At 62.8% G+C, this 24,927-nt stretch carries 22 protein-coding genes; 10 read left to right on the forward strand and 12 right to left on the reverse strand.

Annotated features, from left to right (window positions below; genetic code table 11):
* Positions 1-2: 2 nt before the first annotated feature.
* From M1E04_RS14730 to M1E04_RS14740, 3 genes are read right to left on the reverse strand one after another with little or no spacing between them, the layout of a single operon-like run.
* Complete coding sequence (locus tag M1E04_RS14730; RefSeq protein WP_456291579.1) at positions 3-2,186, reverse strand: ornithine decarboxylase; 2,184 nt, start codon at positions 2,184-2,186, stop codon at positions 3-5.
* Positions 2,187-2,223: 37 nt separating this feature from the next.
* On the reverse strand, positions 2,224-4,725 hold the full coding sequence (locus M1E04_RS14735; RefSeq protein WP_456291580.1) for a phosphoketolase family protein: 2,502 nt from the start codon (positions 4,723-4,725) through the stop codon (positions 2,224-2,226).
* 59 nt (positions 4,726-4,784) lie between these two features.
* Entirely contained in the window at positions 4,785-5,987 is a 1,203-nt protein-coding gene (locus tag M1E04_RS14740; RefSeq protein WP_456291581.1) for an acetate/propionate family kinase, read from the reverse strand.
* A gap of 209 nt (positions 5,988-6,196) precedes the next feature.
* Here M1E04_RS14740 and M1E04_RS14745 point away from each other — a divergent pair, with 209 nt between their 5' ends.
* Together M1E04_RS14745 and M1E04_RS14750 are read left to right on the forward strand one after the other, a co-directional pair.
* Positions 6,197-6,946, forward strand: a complete 750-nt coding sequence (locus M1E04_RS14745) for a helix-turn-helix domain-containing protein (protein WP_456291582.1) — start codon at positions 6,197-6,199, stop codon at positions 6,944-6,946.
* 14 nt (positions 6,947-6,960) lie between these two features.
* Positions 6,961-7,392 (forward strand): potassium channel family protein, encoded by a 432-nt coding sequence (locus M1E04_RS14750; protein ID WP_456291583.1) that lies wholly within the window; start codon positions 6,961-6,963, stop codon positions 7,390-7,392.
* A 187-nt stretch (positions 7,393-7,579) separates the two neighbouring features.
* Here M1E04_RS14750 and M1E04_RS14755 read toward each other — a convergent pair whose 3' ends face one another.
* From M1E04_RS14755 to M1E04_RS14770, 4 genes are all read right to left on the reverse strand, one after another.
* Positions 7,580-8,365 carry a sulfite exporter TauE/SafE family protein gene (locus tag M1E04_RS14755; RefSeq protein ID WP_065987149.1) on the reverse strand — a complete coding sequence of 262 codons (786 nt, stop codon included), beginning with the start codon at positions 8,363-8,365 and terminating at the stop codon, positions 7,580-7,582.
* Positions 8,366-8,511: 146 nt separating this feature from the next.
* Positions 8,512-9,015, reverse strand: a complete 504-nt coding sequence (locus tag M1E04_RS14760) for a cupin domain-containing protein (protein WP_456291584.1) — start codon at positions 9,013-9,015, stop codon at positions 8,512-8,514.
* Between the two features lie 71 nt (positions 9,016-9,086).
* Positions 9,087-9,851, reverse strand: coding sequence for a trans-aconitate 2-methyltransferase (tam, locus tag M1E04_RS14765; RefSeq protein ID WP_456291585.1), 765 nt, complete (start codon positions 9,849-9,851; stop codon positions 9,087-9,089).
* A 116-nt stretch (positions 9,852-9,967) separates the two neighbouring features.
* Positions 9,968-11,053, reverse strand: coding sequence for a glycoside hydrolase family 3 N-terminal domain-containing protein (locus tag M1E04_RS14770; RefSeq protein ID WP_456291586.1), 1,086 nt, complete (start codon positions 11,051-11,053; stop codon positions 9,968-9,970).
* Positions 11,054-11,354: 301 nt separating this feature from the next.
* On the opposite strand from M1E04_RS14770, the gene M1E04_RS14775 reads away from it, so the two are divergent.
* The 4 genes from M1E04_RS14775 to M1E04_RS14790 all read left to right on the forward strand — a co-directional run bounded on the left by M1E04_RS14775 (position 11,355) and on the right by M1E04_RS14790 (position 14,823).
* Positions 11,355-11,702, forward strand: coding sequence for a hypothetical protein (locus M1E04_RS14775; protein ID WP_065987139.1), 348 nt, complete (start codon positions 11,355-11,357; stop codon positions 11,700-11,702).
* Between the two features lie 219 nt (positions 11,703-11,921).
* On the forward strand, positions 11,922-12,485 hold the full coding sequence (locus M1E04_RS14780; RefSeq protein WP_456291587.1) for a type 1 glutamine amidotransferase domain-containing protein: 564 nt from the start codon (positions 11,922-11,924) through the stop codon (positions 12,483-12,485).
* A gap of 210 nt (positions 12,486-12,695) precedes the next feature.
* Entirely contained in the window at positions 12,696-13,361 is a 666-nt protein-coding gene (locus M1E04_RS14785) for a glycosyltransferase (protein WP_410933292.1), read from the forward strand.
* A 172-nt stretch (positions 13,362-13,533) separates the two neighbouring features.
* Positions 13,534-14,823 carry an Nramp family divalent metal transporter gene (locus tag M1E04_RS14790; protein WP_410930273.1) on the forward strand — a complete coding sequence of 430 codons (1,290 nt, stop codon included), beginning with the start codon at positions 13,534-13,536 and terminating at the stop codon, positions 14,821-14,823.
* Positions 14,824-15,977: 1,154 nt separating this feature from the next.
* Here M1E04_RS14790 and M1E04_RS14795 read toward each other — a convergent pair.
* The gene (locus M1E04_RS14795) at positions 15,978-16,469 is read right to left on the reverse strand and encodes a copper chaperone PCu(A)C (RefSeq protein ID WP_296311394.1); all 492 of its coding nucleotides are present in this window, start codon (positions 16,467-16,469) and stop codon (positions 15,978-15,980) included.
* Entirely contained in the window at positions 16,469-17,077 is a 609-nt protein-coding gene (locus tag M1E04_RS14800; protein WP_065987131.1) for an SCO family protein, read from the reverse strand. Before M1E04_RS14800 ends, M1E04_RS14795 begins: the two co-directional genes overlap by 1 nt.
* 435 nt (positions 17,078-17,512) lie before the next feature.
* Between M1E04_RS14800 and M1E04_RS14805 the strand changes: the two genes are divergently transcribed.
* Genes M1E04_RS14805 through M1E04_RS14815 form a run of 3 tightly spaced genes read left to right on the forward strand, consistent with a single transcriptional unit; the run spans position 17,513 to position 19,913 of the window.
* Positions 17,513-18,559 (forward strand): acyl-CoA dehydrogenase family protein, encoded by a 1,047-nt coding sequence (locus M1E04_RS14805; protein ID WP_456291588.1) that lies wholly within the window; start codon positions 17,513-17,515, stop codon positions 18,557-18,559.
* Positions 18,556-19,317 (forward strand): PIG-L deacetylase family protein, encoded by a 762-nt coding sequence (locus M1E04_RS14810; RefSeq protein ID WP_410930614.1) that lies wholly within the window; start codon positions 18,556-18,558, stop codon positions 19,315-19,317. The genes M1E04_RS14805 and M1E04_RS14810 overlap by 4 nt, the downstream gene beginning before the upstream one ends.
* A complete protein-coding gene (locus M1E04_RS14815; RefSeq protein ID WP_456291589.1) occupies positions 19,314-19,913 on the forward strand; it encodes a methyltransferase domain-containing protein in 600 nt (199 codons plus the stop codon). The genes M1E04_RS14810 and M1E04_RS14815 overlap by 4 nt, the downstream gene beginning before the upstream one ends.
* Positions 19,914-19,921: 8 nt before the next feature.
* On the opposite strand, the gene M1E04_RS14820 is transcribed toward M1E04_RS14815, so the two are convergent.
* The 3 genes from M1E04_RS14820 to M1E04_RS14830 all read right to left on the reverse strand — a co-directional run bounded on the left by M1E04_RS14820 (position 19,922) and on the right by M1E04_RS14830 (position 21,960).
* On the reverse strand, positions 19,922-20,653 hold the full coding sequence (locus tag M1E04_RS14820; RefSeq protein WP_369320045.1) for a GNAT family N-acetyltransferase: 732 nt from the start codon (positions 20,651-20,653) through the stop codon (positions 19,922-19,924).
* Positions 20,654-20,823: 170 nt separating this feature from the next.
* Positions 20,824-21,579, reverse strand: coding sequence for a bestrophin-like domain (locus M1E04_RS14825; protein ID WP_065987123.1), 756 nt, complete (start codon positions 21,577-21,579; stop codon positions 20,824-20,826).
* A gap of 15 nt (positions 21,580-21,594) precedes the next feature.
* Entirely contained in the window at positions 21,595-21,960 is a 366-nt protein-coding gene (locus M1E04_RS14830) for a hypothetical protein (protein ID WP_456291590.1), read from the reverse strand.
* Positions 21,961-22,473: 513 nt separating this feature from the next.
* On the opposite strand from M1E04_RS14830, the gene M1E04_RS14835 reads away from it, so the two are divergent.
* Positions 22,474-24,876 carry a glucose/quinate/shikimate family membrane-bound PQQ-dependent dehydrogenase gene (locus M1E04_RS14835; RefSeq protein WP_065987120.1) on the forward strand — a complete coding sequence of 801 codons (2,403 nt, stop codon included), beginning with the start codon at positions 22,474-22,476 and terminating at the stop codon, positions 24,874-24,876.
* Positions 24,877-24,927: the final 51 nt, after the last annotated feature.

Here is a 24,927-nt window from a genome sequence, read left to right on the forward strand (position 1 = left end):
GCTCACTGCTGGAGCACATGCCCGTAGGCACGGATGCGGCCGTCGTCTTCGGTGCGCAGGTACACACCCTGAAGCTCTGGATTGAAGCCCGGGAACTGGTTGATCGCGTCTTGCAGGGCGAGAAAATACGCCAGCACCGCGCCGTCCCAGACCTCGCCGGGCACCACGCACAAGACCCCCGGTGGATACGGCAATGCGCCTTCCGCTGCCACCCGGCCGCGGGCATCCTCCAGCGCAATCAGCTCGACCTTGCCGCGCACAAATTCCAGATTGGCTTCACGGGGATCCATCGCCACCACGGGCATGCTCGCTTTGCGGAACATGGCCTTCTGCAGCTGCTTTACGTCGTGCCGGGCGTAAAGGGAATGCATTTCCTGACACAGCTGGCGGATGCTGTAGTCGCGGTAGCGGACCTGATGGGCGTGGTAGAGCGCCGGCAGCACGTCGACCAGGGGCGAGTCGTCTTTGATGAACCGCTCGAAGCGGCCGATTTGCGCCACCAGATGCTCCATCTTTGCCTTGCCTTCGGCCGGGGTCAGCAGAAACAGAATGGTGTTGAGGTCGTTCTTTTCAGGGACGATCTCGAACTGGCGCAGGAACGTCGCCAGCACGCCGGCATGGATGCCGAAGTCAGTGTATTGCCCGCTCACGGCATCAATCCCGGGGGTGGTGAACAACAGTTTGCACGGGTCGATGAAGTACTGGTTTTCCGTATATCCCTCGAACGCGTGCCAGCGTTCGTCCGGGTGAAAACGGAAAAACCGCAGGTCACGGGCAATTTCGTCCGTCGGATAGTCCTGCCAATAGCGACCGTCGATGGTCGGCGGCACAAAGGGTTTGATCAGCGTGCAATTGTCCATCATCAGCTTGCGCGCCTCGATGCCGGCCCGCACGCACTCGTCCCACAACCGATGGCCGCTGCGTCCGCTGTGCATGCGCGCGTTGACATCCAGACAGGCAAACAGCGGGTAGAAAGGGCTGGTCGAGGCCTGGGACATAAACGAATTGTTCAGGCGCAGGTGATTGCAGTAGCGCGCCTGCCCTTTGATGTGACGGTCCTTCTTGTGGATCTGCGAGGCCTGGGAAAACCCGGCCTGCTGCTTGTGGATGGACTGCGTGACGAAGATCCCCGGATCGTCAGGGCCCAGCTCCAGCAACAAGGGCGAGCAGTCCTTCATCATCGGGATGAATTGCTCGTACCCCAGCCACGCCGAATCGAACAGGATGTAATCGCACAAGTGGCCGATGCGATCGACGATCTGCCGCGCATTGCACACCGTGCCGTCGTAGGTGCCCAGCTGAATGATTGCGAGGCGGAACGGCCTCGCCTCATCGGCCTTGGCAGGTGCGACGAGGCTCAGTTGCTCACGCAAATAGCCTTCTTCAAAACAGTGCGAATCAATGCCGCCGATCAAGCCATAGGGGTTTCGTGCCGTTTCAAGGTACAGCGGCGTCGCACCGGCCTGAAACAGCGCGCTCTGATGAATGGATTTGTGGTTATTGCGGTCGAACAGCACCACATCGCCAGGGGTCAGCAACGCCTGGGTCACCACCTTGTTGGACGTCGAGGTGCCATTGAGAACGAAGTAGGTTTTGTCGGCGTTGTAGACCTTCGCCGCGCGTTTCTGCGCTTCAAGGGGCGCGCCCTCGTGAATCAGCAGGTCGCCCATTTCGATGTCGGCGTTGCAGCGATCCGCGCGAAACAACGTCTCCCCGAAGAAATCGAAGAACTGCCGGCCCGACGGATGTTTGCGAAAGAACTGCCCGCCCTGATGACCCGGACAGGCGAAGGTGGTGTTGCCCCGCTCGACATAGTGTTTGAGCGCGCCGAAAAACGGCGGCAGCAATGCCTCCTCGTACTGCGTGGCCGCCCGCTCGAGCTTGTGGCCGTAGAACTCGGCGTTGTCGACGCCGAGGTCGAACACGCCGCTGATTTGCAGCAGCACCTTTTCTACGTCGAGAATGGCATCCCGGGTCAGCTCGTCGTCTTTGGCCACGGCAAAAAACACCGGTATGTCGAACCCGGACCGGCAGACATCGTCGACCCGACCCTCGCGCCAGTCCAGGGCGGTGAGAACGACCGCCGCGACATCGGTCAGGTCGGTCGCGCCAAACTCCACCACCTCGCGGGAGGTGTTGAAGCAACGGCGTGCCTCGGGGCTGGCGACGATTTTGAGTCTGTTCATGTGCTCGGCCTTCCGTTGCAGTTAAAAGGTTGATGGATCACGCGTCCGTGAAGGTCTGCCCGCGGACATGCCCCTTGGCCAGTGGCGGCGGTGCATCGGAGTCACTGAAATCATCCGTCCAGCGCCAGTTCCTGATCTCCGGCATGTCCTCGAAGTGCTCCCGAATCCAGGCATCGTGTTTGCGCAACTGGCTCTCGAAGAAGTGCACGGCGTCAAGGCTGTGGGCGCGCAGATGCGGGACGTGGCTCAAGGCGTCGATCGCCAGGTGATAACGGCTCATGCGGTTGAGCACCACCATGTCAAAAGGCGTGGTGGTGGTGCCTCGGTCGCTGAAGCCGCGCACATGAAAACGGGCTTCGTTGGCGCGGCCGTGGACCATCGAGTGAATGACCCAGGTCGAGCCATGAAAGGCGAACATCACCGGTGCGTCCCGGGTGAACAGCGCTTCGAACGAGGCGTGATCCATGCCATGGGGCCGATCCTCGGGGGCGCTCAAAATCCCGAGGTCGACCACGTTCACCAGCCTCACGCGGATGCCGGGCACATGCTTTTGCAGCAACCAGGCGGCCGCCACTGCCTCGGTGGTAGGCACATCCCCCGCACAACCGAGCACCACGTCCGGCGCCCCGTCATCGCTGCTGGCAAAGGACCAGATCGACGCGCCTTGGGAGCAGTGCCTGAGCGCCGCATCGAAGTCCAGCCACTGGAAATCCGGCTGCTTGCCACAGGTCACGACGTTCACATAGTTGCGACTGCGCAGGCAGTGGTCGAAGACATTGACCAGGCAGTTGGAGTCCGGCGGGTAGTACACGCGAACCACATCCGAACGACGCTGCAGCACGTTGTCAACGAACCCCGTGGACTGATGACTGAAGCCATTGTGGTCGTTGCGCCAGGCGTGACTGCTGATCAGGATGTTGAGCGAGGCCAGCGGCCGGCGCCAGGCAAACTCACGGCTCTGCTGCAACCACTTGGCGTGTTGCGTGACCATGGAATCGACCACTTGGGCGAACGCTTCGTAGGTTGACCACATGCCGTGGCGCCCGGTGAGCAGGTACCCTTCGAGCCAGCCCTCGCACAGGTGCTCGCTCAGCACTTCCATCACACGCCCGTCGGAGGCCAGATGGTCGTCAATGTCCAGACACGGCCCGGCGGCCGTCCGGTTGCTCGCTTCGAACACCGCATTGAGCCGGTTGGAGCTGGTCTCGTCCGGCCCGAATACGCGGAAGTTGCGCGGGTTGTTGCGCATCACGTCGCGCAGGTACTCGCCCAGCTTGCGCGGCGCTTCGGCGATGACCTGCCCCGGGCCAGGCACATCAAGCCCGTATTCGGCAAAGTTCGGCAGGTCCAGCGCCACCAGCATGCGGCCACCGTTCACGTAAGGGATCGCACCCATGCGCAGCGCCGGTGGCGGTGTCAGGGCTTGAAGTCCTGGCGCCAGACGCCCCTGTTCATCGAACAGCGTCTGGGGTTCGTAGCTGCGCATCCAGTCTTCCAGTTGCTGGAGGTGCTCGGGGTTGCCGGCGACGTTGGCGAGGGGAACCTGATGGGCGCGGAACGTGCCCTCGACCGGCAGCCCGTCGACGACCTTGGGGCCGGTCCAGCCTTTGGGGCTGCGCAGAATAATCATGGGCCATCGCGCGCGTACGGTTCCGCCGCCCTCTCTGGCCGCGGCCTGGATCTCACAGATGATGTCGTCACAGCGATTGAGCGCGGCGGCGAAGCGCTGGTGCATGCCCGGCAGGTCATTGCCCGCGACGATAATCGGCTGATAACCCCGGCCTCGGTAAAGCTCGAGCAGATCGTCGTCGGCAAGCCGTGCCTCGACCGTCGGCCCGGAAATCTTGTAGCCGTTGAGATGCAGAATCGGCAGCACTGCGCCGTCACGGCGGGGGTCGAGGAAGTGCACGCTTTTCCAGCTGCCTTCCAGCGGACAGGTTTCAGCCTCACCGTCGCCAATCACACAGGCCACCAGCAATGAAGGGTTGTCGAATACCGCGCCAAAGGCATGCATCAGCGAATAGCCCAGCTCGCCACCCTCGTGGAGGGAGTTAGGCGTATGCGGGCCGCAGTGGCTGGGAATGCCGCCGGGAGTGGAGAAACTGCGAAAGAAACGCAACATGCCGGCTTCATCTGCGGTGATGTCGGGGTGCACTTCGCTGTAGGTGCCTTCGAGCCAGGCGCAGGCGTTCATGGTCGGACCGCCATGGCCGGGACCGGAAATAAAGAGGGTTTCAGTGCGTCGCTCACTGATCAGCCGGTTCAGGTGCACGTAGATAAAGTTTTGCCCGACCGACGTCCCCCAGTGCCCCAGCAGCCTGGGCTTGATGTGCTCGGCCAGCAGCGGTTCACGCAGGAGTGGGTTGGCCTTCAGATAGATCTGGCCGACGCACAGGTAATTCGCGGCGTTCCAGTAGTGGTGCAGGCGCGTGAGCAACTCGGGGGCCAGGGGGCCCGGCGAGGTGTCGGGCTCCATCCAGGACCCGCGGCTGACGTGGGTTTCATCGACGCTGGAGAGTGACGGGTTGAAGCTGTACATGGCGACTCCACTGGGGGCGATACGCAAAAGGTGTGGCGCGCAAATGCGCACTGGTCGATTCAGGCGCCGCTGTGCAACAGCTTGAGGGCGTGGCGGGCGATAACAGCGTTTTCGTCGGTCGGGAGGGTCCAGGCGCAAACCTTGCTGTCGGGCAGCGACAGGCAGGCGCCTTGTGGCGTGTTGGTTGAGGACGGGTGCTGCAGGCCAAGCCATGCGCAGCCGTCAAGAATCGCGTTGCGAACCGGCGCCGAGTTTTCGCCGATGCCGCCGGTCAGGATCAGCGCATCGAGGCCGCCAAGGACCGCCGTCATGGCGCCGATCTCTCGCACGACGCTGCGCACGAATAACGCGATTGCTTGTGCTGCCGCTGGTGCGGTGCTGTCAGCCAGTTCGCGCATGTCACTGGCGATACCACCGGAAACGCCCAATAAACCGCACTGGTGATAGAGCAGGTCTTCGAGGGCTTCGGCGTCCATGCCGCGCTCGCGCATCAGGTACAGCAACACGCCGGGGTCGAGCCGACCGGGACGCGTGCCCATCAACAAACCGTCCAGCGTGCTGAAGCCCATCGTCGTGGCCCGACTGACCCGGTTATGCAGGGCGCACAGGCTGGCCCCGTTGCCCAGGTGCGCCACAATCGTGCGGCCCTTCGCTGCGCGCTCATCGTATTCGGGAAGGACACCGGCAATGTATTCGTAGGACAGCCCGTGAAAACCGTAGCGACGCAGGCCCTGTTCGGTCATGGCGCGGGGCAGCCCGAATGAGGTCTCCAGCGGATCGAGGGTGTGGTGGAAGGCCGTGTCGAAGCAGGCATATTGCGCCAGGCCGCCGTGCTCGCGCGCCAGATAGTGAATCGGCGCCAGGCACCGCGGCTGATGCAGGGGCGCCATGGGAATGAGCGCCTGCAGCTCGTTCATGAGGGCCGGATCCACCCGGGCGCCCGTGAGCGTGCGATCGCCGCCGTGAACCACCCGATGGGCCGCCGCACAGAGGTGCCCTTCGGTGTGTTGCTCTATCCAGCCCATCATGTTCCGCAACGTGCCGCTATCCGCCGGGCCGTCGGTGCGTGGCCATTGCGCGTTTTGCCGGGTTCCGTCGGCGTGGCGGAAGATCAGGCGCTCGGTGTCCCGGTGTACCTCGAAACTGCCGTGACCCAGGCAGGGGTCTTGCGCAGGGGCATCGGTGGCGTCGTAAAGGGAAAACTTGACGCTGGAAGAACCTACGTTCAGCACCAGCAGTGACGGGCGCGAATGATCAGTCATGGGGCAGCCTCATGAGCCTCCCATGATCGCGATGGGTTGGGCGGTGGCTGAAGTGAATCAACCGACGGCCAGTGTGCGCGCCTGAAGTGGCCCGGTATTGATCTGGATCAAGAAGGTCGCAGTCAGCCCTCCCCGCTCAGCCCCCTCCACAATGGCCGCTGTCACTGTGCAGCGCAGGGGCCTATGCTGGGTCACTCAAGGAGATGCACATGACCGCCCATCTGGCTGCCGTTCCCGGCTCGTTCCTCAACGCAGAGTGCGCGTTCTTCAACGTCGGCGAGCTCTGCCTGTCCCTTGGGATGAGCGTGCATGACACCGATCGCTTGTCCACCATCATCCCGCAACGGCTGAAGATCAAAAAAGGCGCGGTGCTGTACCGCGCCGGCGATCCCCTGCGCTCACTCTATGCGGTGCGCTCGGGCTATTTCAAAACGGCCATTACGTCCCGGGATGGGCGTGAGCGGCTGATCGGGTTCCCCATGTGCGGAGAGCTGCTGGGCTGCGATGCGATCAGCAATGATCGTCATGAATGCGACGCCATGGCACTGGAGGACAGCGAAGTCTGTCCCATCCACTTCAGTCAGCTGGAGCGGCTGGCGCGCGAGTTGCCTTCGCTGCAGCGCAACCTCAACCGGGCGCTCAGCCTGGAGATCGTGCGGGACCACGAGATGCTGCTGATACTGGGTCAGCTCAATGCCGAGGAACGCATGGCCGCCTTTTTGCTCGATGTTTCCTGCCGCATGGCGAACCGGGGCTACTCCGGCACTGCCTTTGTGTTGCGCATGAGCCGGGAAGACATCGGCGGTTATCTGGGCATGCGCCTGGAGACGATCTGCCGCGCCATCGGCTCGCTGCGCAGTCAGGGAATCGTCAGTGTCTCGGGGCGCGCGGTGGAAATCCTCGACCTCGAACGGCTGCGCACCCTCATCACCGGCGGCGAAGGACCCATGACGCTTTGATTGGGGAGAGCGCCATGTTTGCCGTCACGCTCATCAACATCGTGATCATCACCACAGCGGTGATGGTGCATTACGAATGCCTGATTCGCCTCAACCAGCTCATGCCGAGGCTAGGACTGCAGCACCGTTTCCGGGTGGTCATCGGCGTGCTGGGTGCGCTGGTCGCTCACGCGGTGGAGGTGTGGATCTTTGCCTTGGGCTACTACCTGATGAACCGGTCTGATTCATTGGGAAATCTGACCGGAAACTTCGACGGCAGCTTCATGGACTCGGTCTACTTCTCGTTCACCACCTACACCACCATCGGCTTTGGCGACATCACGCCCAACGGACACCTGAAATACCTGACGGGGCTGGAGGCGTTGACGGGGCTGGTGCTGATTACATGGACCGCGTCGTTTCTGTTCATCGAGATGCAGCGTTATTGGGGCGCGGAGAAGGAGTGAGCTCAGGCGTGCGGCCGCCGGCCTGGCGTGCAGCGAACACATACCCTGCGGCAGTGAGCGTGCTCACGAGGACGGCATCCCGGCCGTCGAAGAGCTGGCGGATGTTCCCAATCCTTCGCGAGCAAGGTCGAGCGCCAACCCGGTCGCGTCCACACGTGGCAGCGCAGCAGGTCCATCTACCCAGCGTTCAGAACGCCAACTTGTAGCCGATCGCCAACAGCATCAGCGCCAGACACGGACGCAGGACGGCGTCGGGGATGCGACCGGTCAGGTGGCTGCCGATGTAGATGCCTGGCAGCGAGCCCATCAGCAGGTAACCCAGCATTGACCAGTTCATGTTGCCCATGCTGGCGTGACCGATGCCGGCGATGAGGGTCAGGGGGACGGCGTGGGCGATTTCGGTGCCGACCAGGCGACGGGTCTCGAGGAAGGGATAAAGCAGAAACAGCGCCACAGTGCCCAGCGCGCCAGCGCCAATGGACGTAAGCGCAACCATGGTGCCGAGGATGACGCCGGTCAGCACCGTCAGCCCGTTCAGGTTTCGGGTGCTGAGCCGGTAGCGATCACCCGCGTGGCGCTGGGCGAATGCCAGCAGACGCTTCTTGAAAAAGATCGCCAGGGCGGTCAATAGCAGCACCACGCCCAGCGCCTGTTTGATCACCGAATTCATCGCGTCCGGCGCCGTGTGCAGGCTGCTCAAAAACCAAAGCGTCAGCCCGGCGGCCGGCACGCTGCCCAGGGTCAGCCAGCCGGTGATGCCCCAGTCGATGTTGTCGTTCTTTTTGTGAACCAGCACGCCACCGCTTTTGGTGATGGCGGCGTACAGCAGGTCGGTGCCCACCGCCGTAGCGGGGTTGATGCCGAACCACAGCAGGATCGGGGTCATCAGCGATCCACCGCCCACCCCCGTCATGCCGACGATAAAACCGACCACCAGCCCTGCGACGACGAAACCTGCGTTGCCAAAATCCATTGCTCTGCCTGACTGCACATTTGAAAGCCGGCGGGCAGAATAGCGATTTTTGCTCTAAGCACCGCTGCTTTTCTTATATCGAGCCTAGATCGAGACGTTCTATGGTTATAACCGAATGAATCATGGGCGAATTTTCGAACCGTGAATCAAGGCTCGCCTTCCCAGTAATCCAGCGTGGCATCAGGTCGCTGCACGGCTGCAAACGCGCGTGCCCCATTGAGGGTGACCATCGCCTGATACTTGCCGGAGTCCGGGTATTCGCACACTTCGGGCGTCTCCCGGGTGCTGATGGACAAATACTTCAGCGGCGCATCGGAGGTGTTGATGATCTGATGGGGGTACTCCGGACCGGGCGGGATGAAGATCACATCGCCGCTGCGGATCGGCAGCATTTCACCCGCAACGCGCAAGGTGCCCTCCCCGTCCAGAATGACGAACATCTCTTCCTGGGCGTAGTGAAAGTGATAAGGGCACGAGCGCTTGCCCGGCGCGACAATGTCCACCGACGCACCCAGCTTTTGCGCGGCGGTGTCGGTGCCCAGGCGAGCGGCGTGGCTCTCGTACAGGGGGTCGCGGCGCTCGTGCTGCAGCGGCGCATCGTTGAAATTGCGAATCAGGCGCGCGGCCAGTTCAGCGGGGTCGTTGCTCATGCTCACTCCATCAGAAAACGGGGGTATCGATCACGGCTTGCAACACAGGGGCTTAACGCGAGCCGCACGCTTCAGCGTGTCGCCACGATGAACAGGCGCGGGAACGGCAACAGCACCGTGCCGTCGTCCTGCGCCGGGTAGGCCTGACTGATCGCCTGTAGGTACGCACCGAGAAACGCCTGCTGACCCGCTTCGTCCAGCTTTAGCAGATAGGGCCGCAGCGCCGAACCTTTGAACCACTCGACCACCGCCCCATGCCCACCGGCGAGGGGATGGTGATACGTGGTGCGCCAGACATCGACCTCGGCGCAATGCGCCCTCAGCAGCTCGAAGTAATAGGCGGCGGGGTGTCGATCCGGGTGCTTGACGTCGCCGATCCTGTCGGCCCACTGCGCACTCGCGGCGATCTCCCGGGCCAGACGATGGGCCGGCTCCTCAAGGTTGTCCGGCGTCTGCACCGCCAGCACACCGCCTGGATTGAGCAGGCTAACCAGCCGTGGATACAGCGACGCGTGGTCAGGCACCCATTGCAGCGAGGCGTTGGCGAGGATTACGTCGTAGGTGTGCGCCGGATTCCAGTTGCCGATGTCCGCCCGCTCGAATGCGATGTCCGGCAGCCGCTGACGGGCGTCGCGGAGCATGTCGTCGGAACTGTCGAGCCCGGTCACCGTGGCCTCCGGAAAGCGCTCGGCCAGCACTTCGGTTGAGTTGCCGGGACCGCAGCCGAGGTCGACGGCGGTGCGCGTCGAGGTCAGGGGAATGGCGGCGACGAGGTCGCGTACCGGTCGGGTGCGTTGCTGCTCGAACAGGGAGTACTGCGTGGCGGACCAGCTCATCGGGCTTTCCTTCTGAGTGTACGGAGTGGCCGAGAGTAGAACGCCCGCGCCGGGAGTACAAACGGGGTGAGGGGCAAGCGATAAGCTGCAAGTGGTTGGCAGCGAGCAGCGGCTGTTCAGATCATGACGCGGCGGGTGAGATGACCGCCCAAGACCGGGTAGGAGACGTACAGGCCTGAATCCACCTGGGCTCGGGAGGCGTGGGCTTGGGCGCGAACTGTGTGCGCGGCGGCAAGCAGGGTTTGCGCATCCAGCCCCCCGTTGATTACTGCATCGACGATGGCGCGCGAGATGTCATCAAGCCCCGCTTCCGCCGAGACGAGCAACAGGTGCGCGCCGGCGTTCAGCGCCGCTACGGCGGTGTCGGCGATGCTGTTGCCGCGCAGGATAGAAACGGCGTCGAGATCGTCGGACACGATCAGTCCTTCGAACCCCAGTGCATCGCGCAGCAGGCCGATCACCGCCGCCGAGGTGCTGGCCGACCGGTGCGGGTCCAGCGCCGGGAACACGGCCGGCCCGGGCATGATCGCGCCGACGCCTGCCGCAATCACCTGCCGGAACACGTCCAGCCCGTCGCTGAGGGCAGCGGCGTCATCAGGGACGAAAGCCCGCTCCACCGCCGGGTCCTGCTCGACCTGGTAGTGACCGGGAAAATGCTTGGCCGTGGCAATCACGCCCGCGCGTTGCACACCGCGGATGAAGGCGCAGGCAATGCGCGCCACTTCAGCAGGGTCGGCGCCGAGGTGGCGCTGGTGCAGCCAGGGATTCGCCCCGGTGACCACGTCAACAATCGGCGCCAGGAACAGATTGACGCCCATGACCCGGGCCGAGCTGGCCATTTCATAGCAGCGCGACTCGATGTCTCTTGTACTCATGTGGGTCAGTTCGACGGAAGCCGGCATACCGGGCACCAGACCGTGCAGGCGCTGGATGCCGCCCAGTTCCTGATCGACGGCGATCAGCACCGGCGCCGCCGCACACACCGCCGCCTCCCTGGCGATCGCGGAAAATTGCCCGTCGGTTTCTTCCCGGCGACGCTCGAAGCTCATGCTGCGCGCCAGGTATTCGTCGCGGGTCTCGCCCAGCAGCACCGACATGCCGCCGGCGTGCAGATGCCGGCGCACGGGTTCATCCAGCGCGAGTCCGGCGATCGCCGGCATCAAGACTGACCGTGCAGCCCGTTGCAGTTCATCGTGTGACATGTGCTCTCCGTCGATCAGGCAGTAACGAGCGAGCTCACGTTTTCTTAATGCTCGCTTCCGCTCACTCTATTCATAGAACGAGCAGCATGCAAACATAACGAGCACAAAGCAGCGCACGGCTGAGTGAAGCCACTCATCAGAATGAATGACCCGCTGGCTCGACGGCGTCTGGGCAACGGAGGCTTGAGCAGGTGGGTAAAAAATTTCAGGGCGTGCGCTTTTCATTTGCACGGTTGCTGGTCAACATAGGCGCCCATCGACCCTGCCGAATGGGTTCCGTTTTCTTATTCAGGATGAATTGATGCGCCGTTTATTTCCGTACTCGTTACTGGGTTGCACCCTGGCCGCGGTGCTGGCGGGTTGCAGTTCAACGCCGAACAACCCGTCGTTCAATTTCGACACCGCCAAGACGCCGTCTGACTACGCCAAGTGCATCTACCCCAAGTGGCAGCAGATCAAGCCCGGCACGACCATGACCGAGAGCAAGGGTCACTACAAACTGCTGATCTCCGGCAAGATCGCCTCCGATGAAATCCTCGAGGTCTACAAAGGCAATCCCAACACCCGGGTCTTCCTGTATCAGCGCGCGCCGTTGTCGTCGGCTTTCGGCCGCAATGCCCTGGAAACCGCAGTCCGCGATTGCCTGTGATGATGGAGGGGATCGTGGTGCGCCGTTTGGTCGCACGGCACTGCTCGCCGCACCCGATATCCGGGTGCGCGGCCTGAAACACTGATAACCGCCCCGGTACCCTTCAGTGCAATCGGGCTGAACTTTTGCTTTGGCGCCTTCCTCTGAACGTGACACCGCTTGCCAATGGCAAGCGCCGTTTTCAACTTCAGCACTTATATTTCAGAGGAAAGCGAAAGCATGAGCAATCAACTGAACGGCAAGAAGGTTTTGATCATCACGTCCAACACCGGCATCGAGCGCGACGAGCTGCTCAAGCCGCTGGAAGCGTTGAAGGGTCACGGTGCTGCGGTCACCCACGCCTCGATTGAAGGCGGCACTGCGCAACTGTTCCTGAACGACACCGACAAAGACGCCGTCGTCACCTCCAACGCCAAGCTGGCCGGCTTGTCTGCTGCTGACTTCGATGCGCTGGTCATTCCTGGCGGCACGGTCAACGCCGACACCCTGCGCCAGGACAGCGATGCACAGAAGCTGGTCAAAGCGTTCGCCGACGCCGGCAAGACCGTCGCGTCGATCTGCCACGGCCCTTGGCTGCTGATCGATGCCGGCGTGATCGAAGGCAAAACCCTGACCTCCTACCCAAGCGTGCGCACTGACCTGGTCAATGCTGGCGCGGCCAACTGGGTCGATGCCGAGGTCAAGGAATGCCCGGCCAATGGCTGGACCCTGATCACTTCCCGCACACCCGACGATCTGCCGGCGTTCAACGAGGCCATCGCCAAGGCGCTGCTGGCGGGCTGAAGCCAGATGGGCAGGCTGTAAAGTCTCGCCGCACGTAGAGCCATCGACGCCGCTGATCAGCGGCGTCGCTGCGTCTGGGACATGCCTTAACCCCGTGATAAGCGAGGCGATGGTCCTGCTAAACGAAAATACTTGAAACCAAATTTCCATCACTTCGGTCGACATCGAAGGACGCCGCGATCAGCGCAGGTGCCGCGACGAGACACTTCGATGATTGGAATCATTGTCCCCGCACACAACGAAGAAGACTTCCTGGACGACTGCATCAAGTCCCTGATCGCTGCTTCTGTCCACGAAGACCTCCACGGCGAGTCCGTGGAAATCCTCATCATGCTGGATGACTGCTCCGATGCCTCGGCCCGCGTCGCGGCCGCCCACGGCATCACCACCCACGTCTGCACCTACCGCAATGTCGGCATGACCCGCGCAGAAGGCGCACGGCTGATGCTCGAACGCGGCGCCCGCTGGCTGGCGTTCACCGATGCCGACAGCGTCGTGCCCTACGCCTGGCTCGCGCATCAGGTCAGCCTGGAGGTGGACGCGGTGTGCGGCATCGTCGAGGTCGACGACTGGTCCGGGCATCCCGAGCATGTGCGCCAGCGCTATGATTCGCTGTACCGGCCAGTGGATGACCATCGGCACATCCACGGCGCGAACCTGGGCGTCAGCGCGAGTGCCTATCAGCGGGCCGGCGGCTTCAAGGCGCTGGCCGCCCACGAAGACGTGCACCTGGTCGCCGATCTGCAACGCATCGGCGCGTCGATCGCGTGGATTTCCGCGAACAGCGTCACCACCAGCGCACGAAAAGACTACCGGTGCAAAGAAGGCTTTGGGGATTATCTAAACTCACTGGCAGCGACGTCGCTGTCCAGCTGAGTCCCTCCGTCGGGCAGCACCACGGCAGCCCTGCGGGCAGACGGTAACCACGCGCTGACACCGGGCGGCAGGGCCAGAGTTCGGCGCCTTTCCGACCCCTCTGATCATTCAATATTCAACGCCGGGACTTTCCATGCCGCCCATCGATCACCCTGCCCGCCCCGGCGACGACATGCTCGGCGGGGGCATGCCCAGCGCCAGTGTCGCGGTGCCCAAGACCGGCAACTGGTTCAAGCGGCTCCTCGCGTTCACCGGCCCCGGCTATATGGTCGCCGTGGGCTACATGGACCCGGGCAACTGGGCCACCGACATCGCCGGCGGGTCGAAATTTGGCTACCTGCTGCTGTCGGTCATTCTGCTGTCGAACCTGATGGCCATCGTCCTGCAAGCGCTGTCGGCACGGCTGGGCATCGTCACCGGATGGGACCTGGCGCGGGCCTGCCGCGAACGGTGCAGCCGACCGGTGTGCATCGGGCTGTGGATTGCCTGCGAGATCGCGATCATCGCCTGCGATCTGGCCGAGGTGATCGGCACTGCCATCGCGCTGAATCTGCTGTTCGGCATTCCACTGATCTGGGGCGCGGTGATCTCGGCCGTCGACGTGTTTCTGATTTTTCTGCTGATGGGCCGCGGGTTCCGCGCGCTTGAGGCGTTCGTGATCGCGCTGCTGCTGGTCATCTTCGGCTGCTTCGCCATCCAGATGGTGCTGGCCCAGCCTGATCTGGCGGAGCTGTTTGCCGGCTTCATCCCCAAGGCCGAGGTGGTGACCAATCCCGAGGCGCTGTACCTGGCGATCGGCATCATTGGCGCCACGGTGATGCCGCACAACCTGTACCTGCACTCCTCCATCGTCCAGACCCGCGCCTACCCGCGCACGGATGAAGGCCGACGCATCGGCCTGCGCTGGGCGGTGACCGACAGCACCATCGCGCTGACGCTGGCGCTGTTCGTCAATGCGGCGATTCTGATCACCGCGGCGACGGTGTTTCACAAGGCCGGCAAAACGGACGTGGTGGAAATCGAGCAGGCCTACCATTTGCTTTCGCCGATGCTGGGGGTGGGCATGGCGTCGATGCTGTTCGGTGTGGCGTTGCTGGCGTCGGGGATCAATTCCACGGTCACGGCGACCCTGGCCGGGCAAATCGTCATGGAGGGTTTTCTGCGCCTGCGCCTGCCCGGCTGGATCCGTCGCCTGCTGACACGAGGGCTGGCGATCATTCCGGTGATTGTGGTGACGAGTATTTACGGCGCCCAGGGCACCGCCAAATTGCTGGTGCTGAGTCAGGTCATCCTGTCGATGCAACTGCCCTTCGCCATCGTGCCACTGGTGCGCTTCGTGTCCGACCGCAAGCTGATGGGCGATTTCGTGACCGGGCCGATCCTGACCACCCTGGCCTGGGCCATCGTGCTGTTGATCATCGTGCTGAACGGGGTGTTGCTGGTGGGGGCGTTCGGGGATTGAATCCTGTCCGCCAAGACAGCGCATTCAATTTGTGTGATCGGGTTTAGCCGGGAAGACGTCGGGTTGAACGACATCACTTCTGCGATGTGGCTGCCGGCGCCTTCCCGGCTGAAGCCGGTCCTACGTGGGTACGCGGTGCCTTTGTGGGACTGGCTTTAGCAGGTCCCACAGTGAATACGCGGTGTCTTTGTGGGACTGGCTTTAGCCGGGAAGACGTCGGTTTGAACACCATCACTTCTGCGGTGTGGCTGCCGGCGCTTTCCCGGCTGAAGCCGGTCCTACGTGGGTACGTGGCGCCTTTGTGGGACTGGTTTTAGCAGGTCCCACAGTGAATACGCGGTGCCTTTGTGGGACTGGCTTTAGCCGGGAAGACGTCGGTTTGAACACCATCAGTTTTGCGGTGTGGCTGCCGGCGCTTTCCCGGCTGAAGCCGGTCCTACGTGGGTACGTGGGGCCTTTGTGGGACTGGTTTTAGCAGGTCCCACAGTGAATACGCGGTGCCTTTGTGGGACTGGCTTTAGCCGGGAAGACGTCGGTTTGAACACCATCAGTTTTGCGGTGTGGCTGCTGGCGCTTTCCCGGCTGAAGCCGGTCCTACGTGGGTACGTGGGGCCTTTGTGGGACTGGCTTTAGCCGGGAAGACGTCGGTTTGAACACCATCATTTCTGCGGTGTGGCTGCCGGCGCTTTCCCGGCTGAAGCCGGCCTACGTGGGTACGCGGTGCCTTTGTGGGACTGGCTTTAGCCGGGAAGACGTCGGTTTGAACACCATCAGTTTTGCGGTGTGGCTGCTGGCGCTTTCCCGGCTGAAGCCGGTCCTACGTGGGTACGTGGGGCCTTTGTGGGACTGGTTTTAGCAGGTCCCACAGTGAATACGCGGTGCCTTTGTGGGACTGGCTTTAGCCGGGAAGACGTCGGTTTGAACGACACCACTTCTGCAGTGTGGCTGCCGGCGCTTTCCCGGCTGAAGCCGGTCCTACGTGGGTACGAGGGGCCTTTGTGGGACTGGTTTTAGCAGGTCCCACAGTGAATACGCGGTGCCTTTGTGGGACTGGTTTTAGCCGGGAAGACGTCGGTTTGAACACCATCAGTTTTGCGGTGTGGCTGCTGGCGATTTCCCGGGTGAAGCCGGTCCTACCGGATACGCGATCCCACTTAATGGGTCATGCCGTGATCATGGTTCATGTCCATCGCGGCGCGGGCCGGGGCGCTTACGTTCAGCACTTCTGTCTCGCCTTTGGCGTTTTTCACGGTCAGGGTCAGCGGGACCTGATCGCCCTCTTTGATCTGGCCGTTCAGGCCCATGAGCATCACGTGGTAGCCATCCGGGTCCAGCGCCACGGTCTTGCCTGCCGGCAGCGGCACGGCGTCGACCGGGCCCATGCGCATGACGTCGTTGGTCATGCTCATCTCGTGGATCTGCACGTCTTTGGCCACTGGCGAGGTGACGCTGAGCAGCGTGCTGTCGGTGTCCGCGGTGATGCGCATGAACGCGCCTGACGAAGGCTGCCCGGCCACCGTCGCACGCACCCACGGATCCTCCACCCGCGTCTGGGCAACCGCACTCAGACTGACCCCGGCCAACAGGGCGACCCCCAACGTGCGCGAAACCAACGAGCGCGAGACAGCAGCAAACACAGTATTCATCAGCAGACTTCCATGACAGTGAGCAGGTCTTCCGCGCATTGCTTGGCGGAAAGCGAGGGTGACAGCCCCAGGCGCAGATTGCCCCGGGAGTCGAAAACGAAGCTGGTGGCGGTATGGGACATGGTGTAGGTGTTGCCCGCCGGGACCTTTTCGTAGAACACGCCGAACTCTTTGGCGACGTGGGCGGTTTCTTCCAGCGTGCCGCGCAGGGCGACAAACGTCGGATCAAACTGTTTGACGTAGGCGTCGAGGACCTGCGGCGTGTCGCGCTCGGGGTCGACGGTGATGAAGATCACCTGCAGCGTCTTGCCGTCCTCGCCCATCATCTTTCTGATCTGCGCAGCACGGGCCAGCGCGGTCGGGCACACCGCCGGGCATTGGGTGAAACCGAAAAACACCATCGGCATCAACCCGCGATAACTCGACAGGGTTTTGACCTCACCGTCGGTGTCGGTCAGCTTGAACGTGCGGCCCATGATCTTGTTGCTCAGATCTTTGCCGTACTTGAAATCCAGCGCAGTGGTCGAACCGTCACAACCGGCCAGCAGGCCCAGCCCCAACAGGCCCATGCCGGTGACCACCTGACGGCGGGTCAGAAACTCATTCATCTGGCGAACTCTCGAAAGCAGCGGCTGGCGCCAACGCCAACCCTTTTTTCGTCCACCTCGGCGCACCGCAGGCGTTATTGGCAGCCGCACTGCAGCGGCGAGGGACGAAGCGAAAAAAACAGGTGCCCGACAGTGTCGCGCAAAACCGGGCCGAATGCGTTACAAGCGGATTTTACCGACACCCCTCGACGGCGCTGCATGCCTTGACGCCCATGGGTTGAGAAACGCTCCCTGCGACAAAACCGCGCACCCGTTCACAAAACAGGGATCAGCGCGCTGGCGAAGCCGCCCGGCCGAACGCGCGTGGCCCGGCTGGCCGAAGAAATGTTTGAACCCCTCCCCGCCTGCGCTGCCGAATTTCATCAGCAGGCCGCGCAACGGGCCAGGCAAACAGCCCGCGCAACTCGCGTCGGCGTCAACGGGACGGAGACAGTCATGCGGGACGATGCACAAGGACTTGAATCACTGCTGGCGGATTTCGCCCACCGTGACAACCCCCACGTGCCGGACGCACCCCTGCGTCACGCCATGCAACGCTGCCTCGACAGCGGGCTCGATCAATTGCCGTTGCCCGGCAGCGGTCGCACCCTCGAACGCTGGCGCCAATTGGCGACGGTGGCGGGCGTCGATCTGGCGCTGCTCAAACTCTACGAAGGCCACACCGACGCCCTCGCCATTCTTCATGAATTGAGCGCTGATGAACTTAATTCAGCGCCTTTCGATGCACCCGGCATCTGGGGCGTATGGGCCGCTGAACCGCCCGACGCCAGGGTAGGCGTCAGCCAACGCCATGGCGACAAGGTGCGCCTCCACGGCCGCAAGGCCTGGTGCTCTGGCGCACAACAGCTGGATTACGCCCTGCTCACCGCATGGGCCAGCGATGAAACGCCGCAGCTGGTAGCCGTTGATTTGAAACAGTCCGGCGTGCGCTTCAACAGCGACACCTGGCAGGCCGTAGGCATGGCGGGCACCGCCAGCGGCGACGTGCACTTCGACGGCGCTGTCGGCATTTGCGTGGGCAACAGTGGCGACTACCTTTCCCGGCCAGGATTCTGGCAAGGCGGCGCCGGTATCGCCGCGGCCTGGTATGGCGCGGCGGTAGCGCTGGCGAAGACCTTGCGCGCGCACCGACACGACGGACGGCCGGAACCCCATGCTGACGCTCACCTGGGCAGCGTTGATGCGGCGCTGTGCGGCGCGGCGGCGGCCCTGCGCGAATGCGCCTCATGGATCGACGCACATCCACAGCACGACGCGAGCCTGCCGGTGCAACGCCTGCGGGCGCAGGTCGAGATGGCGGTCGAACAGGTTTGCCGGCACGTCGGGCGGGCGCTGGGCGCAACGCCATTCTGCCGCGATCCGCACTTTGCCCGGCTGGCCGCCGACCTGCAGGTGTTTATCCGACAAAGCCACGCCGAACGCGACCTGGCGCATCTGGGCCAGCGAGTCGCCACGGGCGAAAACGAGGATTGGTCACTATGAACGAAGCGCAGCCTTTCGGCGTCACCGGCACCCCGTTGAGCGCCTGGCAGAACAGCGTGGCGTTGCGCGGTGTGCGCCCGATCACCCTGGAAGAACTGATTCCACCTGGCGCGCGCCTGATCGTGCTCGCGCCGCATCCCGACGACGAAGTGCTGACCTGCGGCGGCGTGCTCGCGGCGATGGCCCAACGGCAGCACGATGTGCAACTGGTGGCTGTCACCGACGGCGAAGGCAGTCATCCGCACTCTCCGCTGTGGCCGGTACAGCGCCTGCGAACCGAGCGGCGCCGGGAAAGCGAACAGGCCGTCGCGCACCTGGGCCTCGACGTGTCGAGGCTGTCCTGGCAACGGCTCGGCATGGGCGATGGTCAAGTTGCCGGGCATGCCGAGTCGTTGATTGCCCTGCTCAGCGAAGACCTGCGTCCCTCGGATGTGTTGTTGACCACCTGGCGCCACGACGGCCACTGCGACCACGAAGCCGTCGGCCACTGCGCGGCCCAGGCGGTGGCCAACAGTGGCGCGACGCTGGTGGAGATGCCGGTGTGGGCCTGGCATTGGGCTGAACCGAACGACCCGCGCATCCCTTGGGAACAGGCCCGTAAATTCTGGCTCAGCGAGGAGCAACTGCGGCGCAAGCGCGAGGCCATCGGGGCGCATTTGAGCCAGCTGGAAAACGACCCGAGCACCGGCGCTCCTCCGGTGTTGACCCCTCAGACGCTGGAGCGTCTGCTGCAACCCTTCGAACTGGTGTTTCTGTGAGCATGACAGGTGAGTATTTTGAGACGTTGTTCGCCAACAGCGACGACCCCTGGGCCTTCCGTACGCGCTGGTACGAACACCGCAAACGCGACCTGACCCTCGCCGCTCTGCCGCGCCAGCGTTATGGGCGCATCTTCGAGCCGGGCTGCGCCAATGGCGAGCTGAGCCTGCGCCTGGCCGAACGCTGCGACGCGCTGCTGTGCATGGACCTCAGCCCCCGGGCCGTCACTCTGGCCCGAGACCGCTTGAGCGAACATGCCCATGTTCAGGTGCTGGAAGGCTGTTTGCCCCAGGACTGGCCGGCGGGAGGATTCGATCTGGTGGTGATCAGCGAATGGGCCTATTACCTGACGCCGGATGCCTTCGGCGAGATCATCGAGCGCATTCGCGAAAGCCTGACGCCGGAGGGTGCGGTGCTGGCATGCCACTGGCTGCACCCCATCGAAGGCTGCCCGATGGAGGGCCGCGAGGTGCACCAGGTCCTGGCGCGGCACCTGGCCATGGAACGCACGCTGCATCACGCCGAGCGGGATTTCCTGCTGGAAATGTGGAGCAAGGACTCACGCGGGATCGACCTCAACGAGGCCGTTCGCTGATCGCTGGATTAGACGAGCCGCGGGCCGATGAAGGCCTGCGCGCCTGACTCGCCCAACAGTCCGTTGACGAATAGCCGGGCCTGGCGGGTCAACTGATCGATGTGGCGATCGCGCTGTTTCTCCGCATCGGTCATGGCGCGCTTGCCGTGCTGCTTCAACAGATAGCTGTGGATCTGCCGCACTTCCAGCGAGTTGTAGATCGGCGCGATGTCCAGAACGGCCAACAAGCCCTCGGTCTGCCGCTCACGGGTGTTCATCACCACCTGCGGCCCGCGCGCACCCAACACCTGAAAACCCAGCGCCTCGAACACCGCAACTTTGGAGACGAAGCACGCCAGCTCCGCATGGGGATAGCGTTCGGTCATCTTTGTCAGCATGGCCCGCGCCACGCCCTGACGACGGCGTGCCGTTTGCACCGCCATGTACGCCACGGCGCACGCCTGCGGGTCCTGTTGAACCGGCAAATAGAGCAAAAAGCCGATGACGATCGACGGATCCTCGGCGTCCAGCGCCACGATCAATTCCACCGCAATCCCCCGCGAGCCATCCATCGCCTGCACGTACTGATGCACTTCATGGCCGACGCCGTATTGGTACAGCGGGTACAACGGATTGCTCGGGGCGATCGCCACCATGCTGAGGTCGGTGACGTAGTCGATCACCATTTGCATGATCTGGCTTTTGATCGATTCCGGGGGCGTGGCATCGAGACGCATGGCGGTAAACGTGGGGCTGGGCATTGTGATCCTGAATACGGTCTGGGACGGTAGCGTGCTGAGTGGTGACGTTCAGAGCGCTGCATCATACCCGGCCCACCTCGCAAATCCCTCCTTTTCTGCCCTCCGACGCTTCGTTGTAAAGGCCCGCAACCAGAGCGCGACCACGACCCAAAAGCGGTTAAAGCGCACGCTTACAACTGCATCTCCGCCAAGGCCCGGCGAAGCGGCTCATCAGAGATCTGGATGGGGCCGTGAAAGGGAATGTCCATGTCCAGGACCAGGTAGACCGACGCGGCAATCAGCAGTGCTGATACGGTGAACATGCCAATGACCATCGGGTTGCGCGGCGCCCGGTAGCCGAAGGTGGCGAAAATCAGCGTCATCCACGCGATCAGCATGCCGATCAGCGGGCCGGGTATCGCCCCTTCGGACTGCTCGACGATTCGCCAGCGCTGTTCGATCAGGCCGTGGTACTGCTGGCGAATGTCCAGCATCAAGGTTTCATGGAAGCGATCCGCCGGGCGCACCCCGGCGAGTGATTTGCCAATGTCGTCCAGGTACTGCGCGGCCTGGCTCTTGCGATGCTGCAGCGCTTCGTCACCGCGATACGGATTGGCAATGGCCCGCTCCAGGTACGTCACCAGCAGCCCGCGTGTCTGTTGCGCGGACTCGCCGTAAGTGCGCAGCGTTCGGTCGAAGATGATCAGATCAGTGGCGTAGGCATGGAAGCTCGCGTCGATGGATTCATAGGTGTTCTTGGCTGAATTGATCATCAGCCCGAACACGAGCGAGGTCATCACCACGAAGATGTTGGCCACCAGGCGGATGACCGTGTTGGTGTCCTCGTCTCGATGACGGCTCGAAAGCCTGGGATACCAGTGCATCATCAGCAACGATGCCGCCAGCAGGCAGGCGAAGGTAGCGGCTGCGATCCACACCGACTGCATTAACGCACCCCGCCGCTACTGCGCAGCCCAGTGGGAAAGTTTGCGCTGGACGTCATCGGCGCCTCCCTGGCACTCGCTGGCGGAGAGACTTGGCGCACCGCGTTCCAGCGTGGTCACCGGCCTTCCTGGGGGCGAATAAATAGTGATGCGCTGCTCACCCGCCGGCTGAAATTCAATACGGGTGCCGTCTTCCAGATACAACGCCTCGTCGGCATATTTTCCGTCCATCGCCCGGTAATAAGGCGGAGCGCTCAGGCAGGTGCGCAGGTCGCCGTCCTCGAAGATTTCCACGTAAAAAGTGCCGCCGGCGTGGGGACCGGCCCAAAGGCCGGTGAGTTTGTGTGGCGGTGAAGATGCGCTGACTGAGGTGTAATCGACCAATGACGCACCGGTCGTGGCCTGGGTCGTGCACCCGGATACACACACAAAAACCGCCGCTGTGATCAGCAGCGTCGTGGCTCGCGTCCTGCTTAACCGATTGTGCATAGAAAACTTACACTTCCAGCGCGTTATGAGAGCGCAGACCAGAGGGAATCGATGGACTCCGTCTCATGCGCCTGCCGTAAGTTGAATGGCCTGTTGACGACTCTAGTCTGCGCCCACACCCCCCCGCAACTTTGAGCGATGGGATGCACCATAGCGGGCATTACCTTGCCGCCCTGTAGCGCCATCTCGCCGGTCCTTTCAGCCCCTCTTCAGGCCCCGAACTCGCGTAAGGCCGGGCCGATTGCCCTCTGAATGCTTTTCCCCAGGGATCAGTTCGTGAACACGGCCTATGCTTGGAAAGAGCGTGTGGTCAGTGATGTCGAAAAAATTCATCCAACCGGCTGATCGGGGAGTTGAACCCCCTATGAGGCGCACAGTCCATGCACTACATCCCAAGGGGGAACATCGATGAATGACTTATCAAAAGCTTCAGGGCTGAGGCGTTTCACTTCCATCATTGCAGGCATCTTTGCCTTGTTTCTGCTGGTAGGCGGTATCTGGCTGCTCACATTGGGCGGCTCTTTTTATTATCTGTTCCTGGGCGTCGCGCTGCTGGTGTTCGCCGTCCTGTTGTGGCGACGTTCCGCGGCATCGCTCTGGCTGTATGGCGCGCTGATGCTGATCACCGTGGTCTGGGGTCTGTGGGAAGCAGGCACGGACTTCTGGGCGCTGGTGCCGCGATTCGACATCCTCGGGGTGTTGGGTCTGTGGCTGCTCATTCCGGCGGTGACCCGGGATATTCCGGAGCGCATCAAGCCCGGCAAAACCTTTTTATCCGCGACATTGGCGCTGGCCATCGTGGTGATGGTGTATGCCATCTTCAACGACCCGCAGGAAATCAACGGCAGCATGGCCACCGCGCAACCCGCGCAGCATGAGCCTGTCGAAGGCATCGCCAATGGCGACTGGCCTGCTTATGGCCGCACCCAGTCGGGCACGCGCTATTCCCCGCTGACCCAGATCAACGAAGGCAACGTCAAAGACCTGCAGGTGGCGTGGACCTTCAACAGCGGCGAATCGAAAACCGCGAATGACTCTGGCGAGACCACCAACGAGCTGACGCCGATCAAGGTTGGCGACAACATGTACATCTGCACCACCCACCAGATTCTGGTGGCGCTGGACCCGGCGACCGGCAAAGAGAAGTGGAGATTCGATCCCAAGCTCAAATCCGATCCGTCCTTCCAGCACTTGACCTGCCGTGGCGTCGCCTACTTCGATCAGGCTGACACCACGCAGTTTGCGAAAAGCCTGGAAGGCACTCAGCCGGTCGCCACCAGTTGCCCGCGCAAGGTATTCCTGCCGGTCAACGACGGTCGTCTGTTCGCCATCAACGCTGACACCGGCGCACCGTGTGCCGACTTCGCCAAAAACGGCGAGCTCGATCTGCTGCACTTGCAGCCCTACCCGTATCCGGGCGGCCTCGAACCCACCTCCCCGCCTGTGGTGACCGGCACCACCGTGATCATCGGCGGTTCGGTAACCGATAACCTGTCGGTGCACGAGCCATCCGGTGCGATCCGTGGCTACGACGTGAACACGGGTGCGCTGAAGTGGATCTTCGACACCGGTGCCGAAGACCCGAACGCGATTCCGGGCGACGGCAAGACCCTGGTCAATAACTCGCCGAACGCCTGGGCACCGCTGGCTTACGACGCGAAAACCGACGTGGTCTACGTGCCAACCGGCAATCCGACGCCCGACATCTGGGGCGGCAACCGCACCCCGGTGATGGAGCGTTATGCCAGCTCGATCGTCGCCATGAACGGCTCCACCGGCAAACTGGTGTGGAGCTTTCAGACCACCCACCACGACCTGTGGGACATGGACGTACCGGCTCAGCCAACCCTGGCTGACGTGAAAACCGGCAGCGGCGAAGCTGTCCCTGCGGTGTACGTGCCGACCAAGGCAGGCAACCTGTTCGTGCTCGACCGTCGCGACGGCAAGCCAATCGTGCCGGTCCATGAAATGCCGGTGCCTGCGGGTGAAGCGGCGCCAGGCGATCGGGTCAGCCCGACCCAGCCGCGCTCGAACCTGAACCTGACGTCGATTCAAACCCTGTCCGACAAGGAGATGTGGGGCGCGACCATGTTCGACCAACTGGTCTGCCGCGTGATCTTCAAGCAGCTGTCGTACAACGGCCAGTACACGCCGCCGTCCGAACAAGGCACGCTGGTGTTCCCGGGCAACCTGGGCGTTTTCGAATGGGGTGGCATCTCGGTCAACGCCGACCGCCAGGTTGCGCTGATGAACCCGATGGCGCTGCCGTTCGTGTCCAAGCTGATCCCCCGAGGCCCGAACAACCCGTTGTGGCCTAAAGAAGGTGCCACCGGGACCGGTACCGAAATGGGCATTCAGCCTCAGTACGGCGTGCCTTATGGCGTCGAAATCAACGCCTTCCTGTCGCCCTTGGGCCTGCCATGTAAAGAGCCGGCCTGGGGCTATGTGGCGGGTGTCGACATGAAGACCCACGACGTGGTGTGGCGCAAGCGTATCGGCACCATCCGCGACAGCCTGAAAGGCATTCAACTGCCACCGCTGAAAATCGGTGTGCCGATGCTCGGTGGTCCCATCTCCACGGCCGGCAACCTGATGTTCATCGCCGGCACCCAGGACAACTACCTGCGTGCCTTCAACGTCACCAACGGCGATCTGCTCTGGGAAGCGCGGTTGCCGGCTGGCGGTCAAGCCACACCGATGACCTACGAGAGCAATGGCAAGCAGTACATTGTGATCATGGCCGGCGGGCATGGCTCGTTCGGTACCAAAATGGGCGATTCCCTGATTGCCTACGCTCTGCCGTCGAAGTAATCGGCGGATGAGCGACAACAAAAAGCCCGAGTGATCGGGCTTTTTGTTGTG

This window comes from Pseudomonas sp. AK106, assembly GCF_053903055.1.